This is a genomic window from Ferruginibacter sp. HRS2-29, from assembly GCF_024343615.1.
Taxonomy (GTDB): Bacteria; Bacteroidota; Bacteroidia; order Chitinophagales; family Chitinophagaceae; genus Ferruginibacter.
The window spans coordinates 311-16,785 of record NZ_RJUB01000144.1 but is presented as its reverse complement, the minus strand read 5'-3'; the positions used below and the strand labels follow the sequence as shown (position 1 = coordinate 16,785).

The following is a 16,475-nucleotide window of genomic DNA, read 5'->3' as shown; positions in this document are numbered from 1 at the left end:
TAATGAACCACTATAAAACTTTCCAGAGACAGCCTTATTTTCGACCTGCTATTTTTTTTTGACCTACATCAAAGACCATGCTTTTTTATTTACCCACTTTTGCATCGTCAATTAAACATTCAAACAAAAATTTAAAAAATGAACAAAAAGTATTTTAAGTACATCAACACATTATTTGTGGTAATTCCAATGACGCTGATCATGGCGTTTGTAGGACTAATGCGTAATTATGGTTTTAGAGAAGATTGGTTTTTGAAATTCCTGAAGGCATGGAGCGTGATGTTGCCGGTTGCATATATTGCAGCTTTTATTATCATTCCAAACGCAAGGAAACTAGCGGAGAAAACAACTTCTAAATCGTAACAAACAAAATTGGTTTTGTAAATTTGTTATTTCCCAATTTTACAATGCAAGAACAACTTACCAGGTACATCAAAGGAATTATAACAGTTAAAGATGAAGAGTTAGACAAAATCCTCTCTTTTTTCAAGCCCATGAAAGTGGAGAAAAATGAGCTGTTAGTAATTCACGGTCAAACCAGCCAACGAACTTTTTTCGTTGGCAATGGTTGTTTACGCATATTCTTTATTACCGAAGACGGACAAGAGGTAACACGTTATTTAGCGTTTGAAAATAACTTTGCGACAGCGTTATGTAGTTTTATTTCAAAAGAACCATCATTAGAATTTATTCAGGCATTAGAACCAACGTCTTTACTTTACATTTCGCACAAAGACTTTTATCATCTGCTCGAGATAATTCCTTCCTGGGAAAATTTTTATCGCCATTATTTGGAAAATGCTTATGTAAATAATACTAACAGGCTAATGTCGTTCCTAACGCTAGATGCAACAGAGAGATACAGGCAATTGTTGAGCACTAACCCGAAAATTGTGCAGCGTTTGCCAAACAAAATTGTAGCTACCTACCTCAATATTTCGCAGGAAACATTGAGTAGGCTAAAGTCAAAAATTTAATTATATTTTTTGATACAGATCAAAGCCCGAGTAATTTTTTATCGGGAATTTTGCGCTCATAAAAATTAAAAATCATGAGTCCTTTGAGAGAAAATTCAATCATACAAAGCGGTATTGTTTTAGACAAGAAACAAATTGCCGGACATACTTTTCATTTAAAAATCCAGAGCAATGATTTTAACCAAATGCAATATGTGGCGGGCTTTACAGTGGATATTTTTTTAGGGAACCCGCTCAGCCAACTTGATTGTGAAGACAGGAAATATTCTTTTTGGAATTACGAGCCTCTTAACAATGTTGCCGATTTTGCTATTTGTACTTTTTCACAAGGGAAAGGTGCCTCATGGATTCAAAAGCTACAACAAGGCGATATAATTTATTTTAAACCACCCAAAGGAAAACTTTTAGTAGATAATAATGCCGGTTATTATTTAATGATTGGCAACATAACCGCTTTATCGCATTTGTATGAAATCAATCGCAACCTCCCCCAAACCAAAAAAACTTTCAGTTTCATATATACGTATCGCCGACAAGATATTTTTGCTGACATTGACGGCAGTTTCCCTTTCAATTATTATATTATTAACCCACTTTCCGCAGATGCTGTCAAAAGTAAAATCATCCAAGTTTTACCTAAATTTGAAGGCAAAGGAATTGCCTATATATTAGGTGAGCCAGAAACTTGCATTGCATTACAACACTATTTCAAGAATGAAAAACATTGGGACTCTAAAAGCCTGAAGACAAAACCTTTTTGGAAAGTTATTGCTTGACAATAGCCAGCAGGTAATATCGGGTTGGCAATATTGACGCTGAAGTGCAAAGTGGAATATTTGTAATTTTCACTACCTTTCTTTTTCTTTATCGACAGCATAAATAAGTACGATAAAACAATCGAACCGTGTTTTTATTCCAAAGGGTAAGGGACGCATTATACTTTCCCGTTTTTAATTTCATCTACCACAGCAGGATCGAGCAACGTTGATATATCACCGATATTACTAATTTCCCCTTCGGCGATCTTTCTCAATATCCTCCGCATGATCTTTCCGCTACGGGTTTTCGGCAAGCCTGAAACAAACTGTATCTTATCCGGTTTGGCTATCGGGCCAATGATACGGGCAACCGTCTGGTTGATATCCTTTTTGGTTTGTTCATCGGGGGTGCCGCGGCCATTGAAGATCACATAGGCGTAAATGCCCTGTCCTTTGATATCGTGCGGATAGCCTACCACGGCACTTTCTACCACGCCTGTGTGCATGTTGATGGCGTTTTCCACTTCGGCCGGACCGATGCGGTGGCCGCTTACATTCAATACGTCATCCACCCTTCCGGTAATGCGGTAATTGCCTTCTTCATCTTTCATGCAGCCATCCCCGGTGAAATATAAATTTTCGTAGGTAGCAAAATAATTTGTCCGGCATCTTTCATGGTCGCCATAAGTGGTACGCAGTATCCCCGGCCAGGGCGCTTTGATACAAAGATTTCCTTTATATAATCCTTCTTCATCTTTTTCTGTAATTTCTTTACCGTTCTCATCCACCAGTACCGGCTGCACACCTGGCAAAGGCAACGTAGCCCAACCCGGCCTCGACGGTGTGATACCCGCAAGGTTTGATATGAGGATGCCCCCCGTTTCCGTCTGCCACCAGGTATCTACGATCGGGCATTTTTTGCGGCCGATATTTTCATCGTACCAATGCCAGGCTTCTTCATTGATCGGTTCTCCCACCGTACCCAAAGTTTTTAAAGAAGAAAGATCTTTTCCCTTTAATGGCCCTTCTCCAAAACCGATCAGGCTGCGGATGGCTGTGGGTGCGGTGTACAGGATATTCACTTTATGCTTATCGACAATATCCCAAAACCTTCCGGCATCAGGCCATGTTGGGATCCCTTCAAACATCAGGCTGGTGGCTCCGGCCGAAAGCGGGCCATAGACGATGTAACTATGCCCGGTGATCCAGCCGATATCGGCAGTACAAAAATGCACATCACCGGGTTGATATTGAAAAACATTCACAAAGCTGTAATTCGTCCACACCATATATCCACCACAGGTATGCACCACACCTTTAGGTTTTCCGGTGCTGCCGGAGGTATATAAAATAAACAGCGGATCTTCCGCATCCATTTCTTCTGCCGGAAAACTGACCACGCCATCTTTTTCCACCTGTGTTTCCGCATATTCCATTTCATCTTCCCACCACACATCGCGGCCTTTGATCATCGATACCGGGATGCGGGTACGGGTATAAACGATCACTTTCTTCACCAGCTTATTTCCGATCAAAGCATCATCGATCACACTTTTTAAAGGAATATCTTTTGCTCCGCGATAAGCACCATCGCACGTTACAATGAATTCAGCCTGCGCATCTTCCAGCCTGTCGGCAATGCTTTGTGCACTGAACCCGCCGAAGATCACGCTATGTATGGCCCCGATCCTTGCACAACCCAGCACCGCATAAGCCAGCTCCGGCACCATTCCCATGTAGATGCAAACACGGTCGCCTTTTTTTACCCCATTGTTTTTTAATACCTGTGCAAACTGGCAAACCCTCTTGTGCAACCTTGCATACGTTACCACACGGGTACGTTCTTCCGGATTGTTCGGCTCCCAGATAATGGCAGGTTTTTCAGCCATTTCGGGGAGATAACGATCTATACAGTTTTCAGTGATGTTCAACTTTGCGCCTTTGAACCACTCGATCTTAGGCTCTTTGAAATTCCAGTTCAATACCTCATCCCATTTGCGGCGCCATTGAAAATTTTCGGCGATATCCGCCCAAAAAGCTTCCGGCTCTTCCACACTTTTTTTATACGCGGATCTGTATTCTTCCAAACTTTTTATCTGATAAGGATAAGGCATAACCATCTTTTTTTGAAAGACAATTTACGCAATAATCTGATGGTATTTTTTATTGAAAGAAGAATTCAATACAATTGTGCTATCGTTTGCGCAGGACGCAACACAGATCTTCAGGATGATTATGATGTGTTATGACCTTTTTTGCAAAAATCATGATTGTCTGTGTTCAAAGAAAACACGCGTCGAAGACGCGTGCTAATATTCTTAATTCTTAATTTTTAATTCGTAATTGCTTTTTACATGCTGCGGCGATATTGCCCGCCCACACTATACAATGCATTGGTGATCTGTCCGAGGGAACAATATTTTACCGTTTCCATCAACTCTTCGAAAAGGTTACCATTGTTCACCGCTACTTTTTGCAATTGTTTCAGCATGGAGGCTGCTTTATCCTCATGGCGCCGATGAAATGCTTCCAGTGTTTTGATCTGTGATTCTTTTTCTTCTGTGGTACTGCGGATCACTTCGGTTGGTAATATTGTCGGCGACCCGTTTTTACTTAAAAAAGTATTCACCCCTACGATCGGGTATTCTCCGGTATGTTTCAAGGTTTCGTAATAAAGGCTTTCTTCCTGGATCTTATTGCGCTGGTACATACGCTCCATGGCGCCCAATACACCCCCGCGTTCAGTAAGCCTGTTGAATTCCGCCATCACAGCATCTTCTACCAGGTCGGTCAGTTCTTCTATAAGGAAAGCTCCCTGGTTGGGGTTTTCATTTTTGGCCGTACCAAGTTCGCGGTTGATGATGAGCTGAATGGCCATCGCCCTGCGCACACTTTCTTCGGTAGGTGTGGTAATGGCTTCGTCATACGCGTTTGTATGAAGAGAATTACAGTTGTCGTATATCGCATACAGCGCCTGCAGTGTGGTACGGATATCATTGAAATCGATCTCTTGCGCATGCAACGAACGGCCGCTTGTCTGGATATGATATTTCAGTTTCTGGCTACGGTCATTGGCTTTATATTTATTCTTCATTGCTTTCGCCCAGATACGGCGGGCCACACGGCCGATCACGCTGTATTCGGGATCCATTCCATTGCTGAAGAAGAAGGAAAGGTTGGGAGCAAAATCATCGATCTTCATGCCGCGGCTGAGATAATATTCCACATACGTAAATCCGTTGGCCAACGTAAAGGCCAGCTGTGTGATGGGATTGGCGCCCGCCTCAGCAATATGATAGCCGCTGATACTTACGCTGTAAAAATTCTGCACTTTCTGGTCGATAAAATATTCCTGCACATCACCCATCAGTTTCAATGCAAACTCGGTAGAGAAAATACAGGTATTCTGCGCTTGGTCCTCTTTTAAGATATCTGCCTGTACCGTACCTCTAACGGTAGCCAAAGCCTTCGCTTTTATTGTGGCATATACATCTGGCGGCAATACGTCTTTCCCGCTCAGGCCAAGCAGGCGCAAACCAAGGCCGTCGTTACCTTCCGGCAGATTACCTTCAAAATCCCCTTTGAGTGGCGAAACCGGGCCTCCATCTGTGCCTACATATTTGGGCAGATCCGCGATGTTGTATTTTGCCTCGATGATCTTATTCACTTCATCTTTCAATCCATTCCCGATGATGTATTTTTCACACTGCTGATCGATGGCTGCATTCATGAAAAATGCCAGGAGCATCGGCGCCGGACCGTTGATCGTCATACTTACGGATGTCTTGGGATCGCACAGATCAAAACCGCTGTACAATTTTTTCGCATCATCCACGGTAGCGATACTCACCCCGCTATTACCCACTTTTCCATAAATATCGGGACGGTAAGCAGGGTCTTCGCCATAAAGCGTAACACTGTCGAATGCTGTACTGAGGCGCTTTGCAGGTTGCCCAACGCTCACGTAATGAAAACGCCTGTTCGTCCTTTCGGGGCCACCTTCACCGGCAAACATCCTCGTAGGGTCTTCACCCTCACGCTTGAGTGGAAACACACCTGCGGTGAAAGGAAATTCTCCCGGAACATTTTCCTGTAACTGCCATTTTAAAATATCTCCCCAGTCGCTGTATTTTGGAAGGTATACTTTCGAGATCACGCTGCCGGAAAGGCTTTTGTAGGTAAGCGGTTGTCTGATCACTTTATCTCGTACCGTAAATTCATAAAATTCTTTACTATAACGGTCACGGGTAGCCGCCCAGTTGTCGAGGAGTTTTTTATTAGGTATATCGAGTTTTTCTTCGAGAGCGTTTTTTAGTTTTTTTAATTCAGCTTCCACCTCTTTTGGGGTTTGTAATCCCGAAAGGATGTTTTCAACACCATCGACCTGGTATAATTTAGTCGCTATCTCACTTTGTTCTTTCACCCACGCATCATATTCGGAGACAGTTTCGGCAATTTCCGACAGGTAACGTACACGCTTTGGCGGAATGATGGTAGACTGGCTGGCAGTTTCAGTTGTATGTGCGTGATGTTCGATATCGCCGTGGAATTTCACACCGGTCTTTTCGGCTACTTTTTCCATCAGCCTTTCGAATAATTCATTTACACCCGCGTCGTTGAATTGCGCAGCAATGGTACCAACTACGGGCAGTTCGCCATCCTTTGCATCCCACAATCCATGATTACGTTTGTATTGTTTGCGTACATCGTGCAATGCATCGAGGGCTCCGGCTTTATCAAATTTATTCAGGCAGATCACATCGGCATAATCAAGCATGTTGATCTTTTCCAGCTGCGATGGTGCGCCATATTCAGGCGTCATCACATACATGCTGATATCGCAATAATCGAGGATCGAAGCATCGCTTTGCCCTACACCGGCACTTTCCAAGATGATAAAATCGTATTCATCTGCTTTGCAAATGCTGATCGCCTCTTCCACATACTGGCTGAGCGCCTTATCACTTTCGCGGGTAGCAAGGCTGCGCATATAGGCCCTGTTGTTGGAAATGGAATTCATCCGGATACGATCGCCGAGTAAAGCGCCGCCGGTTTTTTTCTTGCTGGGATCGACTGATATCACAGCGATGGTCTTGTCTTCATATTCATTTAAAAAGCGGCGGACGATCTCATCAGTCACCGAAGATTTACCTGCGCCACCCGTTCCGGTGATACCAAGAACAGGCGATTTTTTTTCGGTATTTTCTTTTGTAATTTCTGTTTCATTTGCCACTCCGTTCTCCGCATTGGTGATCTTTCTGGCGATCCTGCGAACATCTTTCACTTCGCCCAATGTCATGGGTGTTTTGTAATCACCCGTACCGTTCAATACAAAATCACATTGTTGCACCACATCTTCGATCATTCCTTCGAGGCCCATTTTTCTTCCATCGTCCGGACTATAAATTCTTGTGATGCCATAATTCTGCAGCTCTTCTATCTCCGAGGGAAGGATGGTACCACCGCCACCGCCGAATATTTTTATGTGGCCGCAACCGTTTTCTTCCAGCAAATCTTTCATGTATTTAAAAAACTCCACATGTCCGCCCTGGTAACTGGTAATAGCAATCCCCTGAACGTCTTCCTCGATGGCACATTCCACAATTTCCGCTACACTCCTGTTGTGGCCGAGATGGATGATCTCCGCGCCTTTACTCTGCAGTATCCTGCGCATGATATTGATAGCGGCATCGTGACCGTCGAACAAAGCCGCAGCCGTTACGATCCTTACCTTATTCTGAATAGAAAAACTCATATGAACTTTATTTTACTTTGATAGTGCAATCGGGCAGGCAAATTTACAGAAAAAAGACCACAGACCACAGACGACAGACGACAGACGGCAGACGACAGACAACTGACGACAGACAACAGACAACAGACGACCGGCTTCCTGCTGCCGAATAAACTTCTAACAACTAACATCCGGCATGCAACAACTATTTCCTCAGCATTTTGGGAATATCCACGAATGCCCCGGCGGAAAAATTAAATGCACGGGCATCTACAAAGCTTTTGCTCATCAGCAGGCTCAATCCGAGTTGGTATTCAAATTTTACTCCTTTGAGCTTTTTGAATTCAAAAGAGTTGACAAATGCAGGTTCCCAGAAAATAACAGGACGATGGGTGATGCTGTCGAGTTTATAATTGTTTAACTCCGTAGAGGAATAATCGGTTCGCACATGATGAAACTTCAGAAAACTGAATCTTGAAGAGAAGGAGAGCGATATCGACTTATCATATAAAACCATCACTACAGGCTGGATGTAAAATTTAGTGAGTTTCGTCTTGTAAAAAAATTCATTCGTGTTTGCAGAACCAGGTATCGGTTTGTCCGTAAACCTGAAATCGCCAACCCCCATGCCGCCAAAAAGCTGGAACCATGAAGTACCGCTATCGTTCATTTTGGTATAATAACCGAGCCCTGCTTCTGTGAGATTGCGACGGTAACGTAAGATAGAATTATCAACAGCGGTAAAAGTAAAATTGCCTTCATTCATTTCTTTACGCCAGTAATAAGCGGCCTGTACTGCCATATGTTTGCTGAATGCATAAGCGCCTTGTACATCTATCCCTGCCCCAGTGCTGGCGTGATTATCTTCGGAATTCCTTGCTCTTTGCGCAATGTTTGTGGAATAATTGATTCCCAGTTTGCTGTCTTTTTTTGCAGTCAGCACAGGCACATTATGCGCTGCCGGACTGTATACGTATCGTGGTGAATAACAACTTGTAAATACCAGTATCAAAAATAAAACAGGCAGTATTTTCATCGGGTTGTAGGTGTAGGTGAATCAGTTCCCAAATCCTGTCATTTTAAAAGTAAGCGCCGCAAAGTCTTCTATGCTGAGCATTTCCGCCCTTTTCATAAAAATCTCATCGGTGAGTACTTCAGGCGAGAAAAGGCTTTTGGTAGCGTTCCGCAATGTTTTTCTCCGTTGGTTGAAAGCGGTTTTCACCAACAGCCAATATGCTTTTTCCGACTTCACATTCAGCATTTCTTTTTTCCGCCGCAGGCGGATAACGCCGCTCATCACTTTTGGTGGTGGATTGAAACTTTCGGGAGGAACATCAAACAGATACCCGATCTCGTAATACGGCTGCAGTAACGCACTCAACACGCCATAAGTTTTGCTGCCAGGCCTGGCGGCGGCCCTTTCGGCCACTTCTTTTTGAAACATGCCGATCACGACCGGCACATCGTCTTTCCAATCGAGTATCTTGAAGAGTATCTGTGTAGAAATGTTGTAAGGAAAATTGCCTATGATGGTGAAAGTGGTTTTAAAAGGCTGATCGATATCGAGAAAACTGCGGCTGATGATCTTATCTTTCAGCGAAGGATATTGCTTTTGCAGATAAGCCACTTTTTCTTCATCGAGTTCCACCGCCAGGAAATCTACACCCGGGATCTTTATCAGCTCATTGGTCAATGCACCACCACCCGGGCCCACTTCCAGCAATTGCGTAAAAGCGTCTTCCTTCAGCACATCAACAATTTTGTGGATGATGTCTTTGTCTTTCAGGAAATGCTGGCCGAGTGATTTTTTGAGTGTGTACATGAAGTGAATGGTGAATAGTGAATGGTGAAACCTTTGAACTTTAATAGTTATGCAAACCTACTTAATATTGAAAAGAAAAAGGGGTGAAAAAAATTTCACCCCTTTTGTTGTAATTATTTATTCGAAAAGCTGAAGACCTTCGAATGTTTCACCATTCACCACCTTATTGTTTTATCACCTTCTCAATACTCAGCGTTTCATTATTGCTGTTCACCACTTTGAGGAAATAAACCTGCGCCGGCAATGTTGAAAGGTTCATCCTGATCTCGGTTTCACCGGTTTTGATGACCGCAGGCTGCTGCATCACTACTTGTCCGGATACGTTGGTCAACCTCAATACCACCTCTTCCCTTTTCACGCTGTTGGCAATCTTTACAGAAAGTATGTCTTTTACCGGGTTCGGATAGATGATGGTAGATGTTTTACCTTTTGTATAGTTGATCGTGATCACTTTACTATAGGTAACAGTTCCATCTTTATTCACCTGTTTGATCCTGTAAAAATTATTTCCTTCAGTTGGATTGAGGTCATAAGATTTATAAGGAGGCAGCCCCGGCACTTTTGCAATAACAGTATACGTACCGTTTGCGGAAGTTGCTTTTTCTACTTCAAAATAGGAGTGGTTCAGATCTGTAAATGCTTCCCAATCCAGTTGAACGGTATTGTTGGCGAGCATTTTCGCAAAGAAGTTTACAAACTTAACATTGAGTGTGGTGATCTTCGCGGTTTTGATCAGCTTAACGTTATCGATATAGAACCCGTCGTCTTTTTCGAAAGCGAAAGCGCTGGCGTCGTTATCAGAAGTGAACTGGAACCTGAACTGCAGTGTTGCAGTACCTTTGAAGGCTGTAAGGTCAAAAAGTTCCCTTGTCCAGGTATCCCTGATACCGGTGAGTGCAGGCTTGCCGCCGAGAGAACCGTCGTTGGTGGTATTGTCTTCCGATACCATATTTGATCCGCAGATCGGCAACCAGGTGGTACCGCCATCGGTAGTTACCTGCACCTGTAACTTATCCCTGAAATTTTCTGCCCGGTGCCTGGTCCAGAAGCTGAGGTATGCCGTAGAAGCATCTGCCATGTTGAAAGTGGTTTTGCAGGTAACGGTACGTGTGCTGCTGGCAGTGTAGTTGCCATTCGGCGATTCGGTCATGGAATTGTTTCCTTCAAAAGCCGACAGGTTGGTAAAGCCCCATCCGCCTGCAACTGAAGGAGAAATGGTGGCTGTCCAGTTGGTGGCGAACGAACCTTCCATATCATCCGATAACAATGTAAGCGGGTTGAAGAATTTCGTTACTGTATCTACAATAGAAATGCCGTCTGATTCCAGCTTCAACACGAAACGTATCTTTTGTCCGCCCAGGAAATTGCTTGACAATCCGTAACTGATATTTCCTGTATAGCTATCATAGTAATTCGGGATAGAAGCGGTAACCGGTGCACCGATCGTTTCTATATTTTCCAGTGGAACGATAGAAACTGTAAAAGGGCTGTTTTTAAGACCAACTCTTTTTACGATGAAAGAAAAGTTGCCGTTGTATGCGCTGATGCTGATATCGTTTTTATCCTGCAGATCGAAGTAAGCGCCGGCAGCGTATGCCAGTTGCAGGTTTTGAAAGGTATTTTCCTTACAAAGCTGGATAAGTTCTGCCACGGGTGCCCAGAACTCGCCACCACCTGCTTCACCGGTCATCCCGTAGATCTTTGTTTTTGGAACAGTACCTGCGCCGATGTCGCCCATCAGCAACCAGTCCTTGATACCACCTGCCACTTCGTAATTCACTGTTTCGGGGCTGTTACCTGCCCTGTGGCCATTGTACATACCCATCAAAGCAGGTATATAAGTATAATAAGCTGAGTCAGCATGGTTCAATGGTGTGTGCAGGGAAGGCCTTCCGTAAGGCAGAGAATAGTATGGACCGAAGCAATGCTGATCGATCGCATTTACGAAGCTATGTGAGTAAACGAAAGCACGCAGTGCCTGTGTTTCAGGTTCAGAAAACGCACTTGTACCAAAATAAGTATCCGCCGTTTTGTTGGTAGAACCGCAGGAACTGCTCGCGCCTGCACAGTTACCCCAGTCAACACCGTAGTTCCTGTTCAGATCCACCCCGATGTTGGAAGCGCCCCCACCGGTGTTACGCCTGTTCTTGCGCCAGAGTCCGCCGCCCGTTGTAGGATAAGAGCCGCTTGAACCGCCGTAGTTAAAAGTATAACCATCGGGGTTCAGGCATGGTATGATAAAAATTTCCCGGCTGTCAACCAATTCTTTGATACGTGGATTAGGATTTGTAACATAATTCTCTATCAGGTACTGCATGAAAAAGACCAGGCTGGTTCCGCCGATGGCTTCCCTTGCATGCTGCAATCCTGTGTATAAAACTTCCGGTTCACTCTCATCCGAACCGGCATTGTCAGATATTTTTACTCCCCAGATATCCAGGCCCCCATCCGATTTACCGATGCTGTAAAGCTTTACCAGGTTTGGGTTTGCGGTAGCAAGCGCATTCATCGCATTGTACATTTCCGCATAGGTAAGGTACCCGGGATTTCCTGCTGCTGCACCAAGCCTCAATGAACCTCCGGTACCAAAAGCGGTAGGGGTTTTCACAATGACACCAATTTTCTGGCAGCTGGAACCCTGTATCGGCATGAGGTCATTGTCGATAGAAGGTACTGCATTCTTATTTCTTTCGATAGTATTTTTAACTACATCGTCTACCAATATTTCGAAAGACTGGCCCGTGTGACGCAGATCTTCCAGCTCGCTGCTGTTGATGACAGCGGTAATGGAGGTAGCATCTCTTTCATAGTGATCAAGACCAAGCGAATTGATCATCAGGCTTCTTACAGACTGAGTTGGCGTGGCAATTTTTACTTTGGTATATTTTTCCTGTGCGTTTGAAGAGATACAAAGGACGGCGGCACACACCGAGAGCAGCCATTTCTTTTTGAAATTCATAAACAGTGGTTTTATTAGGATTTATTGGAAGTATTATTTGATGACTACAAGCGATGATACCATCACCTGTTTGTCTACCATCACTCTCACTTTGTAAATACCATCACTCAATTTCTGTATCACGGGCAACCTTATATCGTTGCTGCCTGCAACCAGTTTCAGATTTTCCGAATGCACGGTGCGGCCGGAGAAATCGATGATGTTCAATTGTGTGGTGCCGGCCTTGGCCGCATGAATATTTACAACAGCATAACTATTTGCCGGGTTCGGCGAAATGGTCATAGAGTTGGCCGTACTGAAGTCGACTCTCCTGATGTTGGTATAAGTGATGGCTCCTGTATTGCTGGTGATCTTTACCCGATAGTAAGAAACCGGTTGCAGCGGGGATACATCAATAAAGCTGAAGTTGAGCGCTGTAAGGCTGCCGGTTGCAGGCCGTGTATGGATGTCGTTCCAGTCGGTAGAACCATCTTTGCTTTTTTGAAGCTCATACGTTTTATACCCTTCTTCGTGGCTTACTTTCCAGGTAAGTGTTACTTTATCGCTGTTTGTCTTTTGCGCATCCAGGGAAACTTTCTGGTCAGGCAACACGAATGTCACGTTGATCACATGATCTTCCACTTCCCCGTTTTCGTAATAACCGGTCATGTTCGCGGTGGTCATTGTACCGGTAGTGATCCTCAAACGCAGGAAAGTAGTACTTCCGGGAGGCAGGGTCACGTTGATATTATTCCAGAGAAGGTTGACAGTCTGCTGGCTGGCGCTTGATGGCACCGTAATAGTAGTTCCTTCAACAGCCTCATATACACCATTACCGTTGCGGTCGATCCAGCCGGCTAATGTAGCGGTTGTGCCTGTATTGTTGAATACCGATACCGGTAAAGTGAAATTCGAGATCATTGTTCCGATCGCAGGTGTGCCGGAGATACCATCTTCTTCAGAGCCATCTCCTGTTGCATTGGCAGATGTCTTTTTCGCAAATTCGATCCCCACCGCATTACCGAGGCGCAGATTTGAAACGATCTCGTGTGTGGCAGGATCTACACCGGAAGGATCATAAGACGCCGGAGCATCTCCGAAATCCGTTTTCGGTTTGAAAGCTTCACCAGCATCACCCCAGCTACCTACTTCGGCTACGCCATTGAAGGTGATATTATATGCCGTACCTGTAACACCGGATGTTTTATTATACATCTGTAAAGTTGCCGCAGCAATTGCGTTTGGCGAACCGATATTATATACATTACCGTTCCAATCTACCCCTGTCTGGCGTGGCACCAATGTAGTAGGGTTAGGTTTATAATTGGTGTTGGCACCAGTAGCCATGTTCATCACATAAAAATCTTCCTGGAAGCCACTTCCGGCATCACCATCAAAGTCGTACAGCATACCATCGTTGATTCCCAAATCGGACCAGTCATGCGTAGTTCCTTCTACCGCCCACAATTGTGAAGCGGGATTTTGCGGAACGTATGAACCGTTGAAGTCTATCCTCCAGATCACGGATTCGCGATTAGAGGAGGTACCACCTTCAATTCCCAGATAAAGTTTACCATCGTAAAAAGCAGCTCCTCCGGATTCGACCCCCTGGTCGAATACCGGTATCCCGAGTGTGCGTACATCAGTTGTAACAACACTCAGGGTATTGTTTTCGTAATCATAACGGCGCAACGCCCTTTCATTGGGGTTGATAGTGCCTCCCGGGCCACTGAGGCTGTAAGTATAATATACCAGGTGCCTGTATGGATCATATGCCATGGAATTGATCCTGTCGTGACCATAATCCGCAAAAAGGAATTTGGAAGCGCCGTTGGTAACGTTCACATAATACACGCTGTCGTTTCGTGAAGCCAATACATAAGCTGGCTGGCCGGTAAATGGCCTTGAAGTGTTGTAATAATTATTGGTGAAGGACCCTGTTGTACAGGCTGTGATATCAGAAACCCAGAAGTCGGCACTGGTGCCGGTGTTCGTTACAGTGATGGTGATAGTTCTTACCGGTCCGGCAATATCTACGTTTACAGTACCGAAGTTGTCTGTATTATTCACAGAAGTATTACTGGCATCCACCCTTGCATTGGTAGAGTTATTGTTGCTGATTGTAAGCACGGAAGACCCTCCCCCCAACCTCGTCAGTGCAATATTTCTTTGGGTAGCACCATCTGTGGCTCCAAATACTACCCTTTGATTACGATCTATATCATACATCGAAAATTTCACATTCTGCACTGCTACATCGAAGGTAAGGGTGATAGTCCCATCACCACTGAAGTTCACATCGGCGCCGGTTCCATAAGAACCTGTTTCACCGGTATTGGTGGTATTATCCCCTTTATTACTGCCTGCGGCGTAATTATGTGTGATGGTAAGGCGCTGTGTGCCAAAAGCAAAACGCTGGGTCTGGGCCTGCGCCAATGATACATAACCATTGTAGTCGCCATCAGACACCATGAAGTCTGCATAATCCCAATCCAGTGTATGATTCGTGTAACCGGTCGGGCATTGCGCCTGGCTGCTGTTACAGAGCAAACAGAGAATGATGGATACGTAAAGATTTCTCATTTGTTATTAATTTGGACTTATTAATTTTTGAACACAGAATTTTGGATAATATAAATACGTGGTTTTTAGCATATTATTGTTTATTTGTGGCTAAAAAACTACATTTATTTTTTTATAGTAAAATTGCGCAGTAGTATTACTATGCTGAATGCTGGTAAATAATGGGGTAAGTACGAGGTTCCGGGTTGACTACTCCCATGAGTTGACAACTCCCGCGAGTAGTCAACTCATGAGAGCGGGATGTCAACTCGAAAAGTCGTACTTTTATGCCCGAAAAGAATAAGAATGAGCAACATACCTGATAACAAACCGGTCATCGGTTTCACCAGCGGAGATATAAACGGAGTAGGCATCGAACTGATCATAAAAACCCTCAGCGATTCACGGCTGCTGGAATTCTGCACGCCGGTTATTTTCGCCAATAATAAAGTCATCAACTTTTACCGCAAAGGATTGCCCGATCTCAACTTCAGTTTCAGCGCAGCCAAAGATTCTACGAAGATCAACCATAAGCAGGTGAATGTATATAATTGCTGGGAAGAAGAGATCGCGGTTACACCCGGCCAGTTGAACGAGCTCGGCGGAAAATATGCCGTAATGAGCCTTTCCATCGCCACCGAAGCGTTGAAAGCCGGAAAGATCGACGGGCTGGTAACCGCCCCTATTCATAAAATGAACGTGCAATCGGCAGAATTTAATTTCACCGGACATACTCCTTTCCTGAAGCACAGTTTCCAGGCAAAGGATGTGGTGATGTTCATGGTAGCGGAAAATATGCGGATCGCCTTATTGACCGAACATGTACCTGTGCACGATGTGGCGAAATATATCACCAAAGAAAATATTCACACCAAACTGCAGATCATCAACCATTCCCTGAAGAAAGACTTCGGCATCACCAAGCCCAGGATTGCCGTGCTCGCGCTTAACCCGCATGCAGGTGATGAAGGATTGATCGGCAAGGAAGAGATCGAGATCATCAAGCCGGCCGTAACAGAAGCCCGCAAAAAAGACATCTTCTGCTTTGGGCCTTACAGCGCCGATGCATTCTTTGCCCGTGGGCAACACGAAAAATTTGATGCTGTGCTGGCCATGTACCACGACCAGGGGCTGATCCCTTTCAAATCGCTCGCCATAGGCGAAGGGGTTAATTATACTGCCGGGTTAAGTGTGGTACGCACTTCGCCGGATCATGGCACCGCTTTCGATATCGCCGGCAAAGGCACTGTTGATGAATCGTCTTTCAGGGAAGCCATTTACAAATGTATCGACATCATCAATATGCGCAAGGAGATCACTACGCAAAAAGCCAATCCATTGAGGAAGCTGAGTGCAAATGTACTGAGGAATGCGGTGGATGAGAAGATTGCGCTGGATGAAAACTAAGTCAATTAAAAATGGGCAATTACGAATTACGAATGGGTTTGTTCAGTTTGGTATTTATTAATTTCTTTGGAATCTAATTACCTTGCGGCGCTAAAAATTAATTCGTAATTCGTAATTCGTAATTCGTAATTCGTAATTCGTAATTCGTAATTCGTAATTCGTAATTCGTAATTCGTAATTCGTAATTCGTAATTCGTAATTCGTAATTCGTAATTCGTAATTCGTAATTCGTAATTCGTAATTCGTAATTCGTAATTCGTAATTCGTAATTCGTAAT

10 protein-coding genes are annotated in these 16,475 nt (G+C 44.3%); 4 read left to right on the top strand and 6 right to left on the bottom strand.

What is annotated here, in order from left to right; all coding sequences use genetic code 11:
• The first annotated feature begins 138 nt into the window (after positions 1–138).
• From EGI32_RS16720 to EGI32_RS16710, 3 genes are all read left to right on the top strand, one after another.
• Entirely contained in the window at positions 139–363 is a 225-nt protein-coding gene (locus EGI32_RS16720; RefSeq protein WP_255156498.1) for a DUF2798 domain-containing protein, read from the top strand.
• 44 nt (positions 364–407) lie between these two features.
• Positions 408–977, top strand: coding sequence for a Crp/Fnr family transcriptional regulator (locus tag EGI32_RS16715; protein WP_255156497.1), 570 nt, complete (start codon positions 408–410; stop codon positions 975–977).
• 74 nt (positions 978–1,051) lie between these two features.
• Positions 1,052–1,753, top strand: a complete 702-nt coding sequence (locus tag EGI32_RS16710) for an FAD-binding oxidoreductase (protein ID WP_255156496.1) — start codon at positions 1,052–1,054, stop codon at positions 1,751–1,753.
• Between the two features lie 158 nt (positions 1,754–1,911).
• Here EGI32_RS16710 and acs read toward each other — a convergent pair whose 3' ends face one another.
• From acs to EGI32_RS16680, 6 genes are all read right to left on the bottom strand, one after another.
• Entirely contained in the window at positions 1,912–3,849 is a 1,938-nt protein-coding gene (gene acs, locus EGI32_RS16705) for an acetate--CoA ligase (RefSeq protein ID WP_255156495.1), read from the bottom strand.
• Between the two features lie 236 nt (positions 3,850–4,085).
• Complete coding sequence (locus tag EGI32_RS16700; protein WP_255156494.1) at positions 4,086–7,490, bottom strand: methylmalonyl-CoA mutase family protein; 3,405 nt, start codon at positions 7,488–7,490, stop codon at positions 4,086–4,088.
• A 184-nt stretch (positions 7,491–7,674) separates the two neighbouring features.
• Positions 7,675–8,505 (bottom strand): hypothetical protein, encoded by an 831-nt coding sequence (locus EGI32_RS16695; protein WP_255156493.1) that lies wholly within the window; start codon positions 8,503–8,505, stop codon positions 7,675–7,677.
• Positions 8,506–8,526: 21 nt separating this feature from the next.
• Positions 8,527–9,291, bottom strand: coding sequence for a 16S rRNA (adenine(1518)-N(6)/adenine(1519)-N(6))-dimethyltransferase RsmA (rsmA, locus tag EGI32_RS16690; protein WP_255156492.1), 765 nt, complete (start codon positions 9,289–9,291; stop codon positions 8,527–8,529).
• A 163-nt stretch (positions 9,292–9,454) separates the two neighbouring features.
• A complete protein-coding gene (locus EGI32_RS16685) occupies positions 9,455–12,250 on the bottom strand; it encodes a M14 family zinc carboxypeptidase (protein WP_255156491.1) in 2,796 nt (931 codons plus the stop codon).
• A gap of 33 nt (positions 12,251–12,283) precedes the next feature.
• A complete protein-coding gene (locus EGI32_RS16680) occupies positions 12,284–14,812 on the bottom strand; it encodes a GEVED domain-containing protein (RefSeq protein WP_255156490.1) in 2,529 nt (842 codons plus the stop codon).
• Positions 14,813–15,097: 285 nt separating this feature from the next.
• Between EGI32_RS16680 and pdxA the strand changes: the two genes are divergently transcribed.
• On the top strand, positions 15,098–16,198 hold the full coding sequence (gene pdxA / locus EGI32_RS16675) for a 4-hydroxythreonine-4-phosphate dehydrogenase PdxA (protein ID WP_255156489.1): 1,101 nt from the start codon (positions 15,098–15,100) through the stop codon (positions 16,196–16,198).
• The last annotated feature ends 277 nt before the right edge of the window (positions 16,199–16,475 follow it).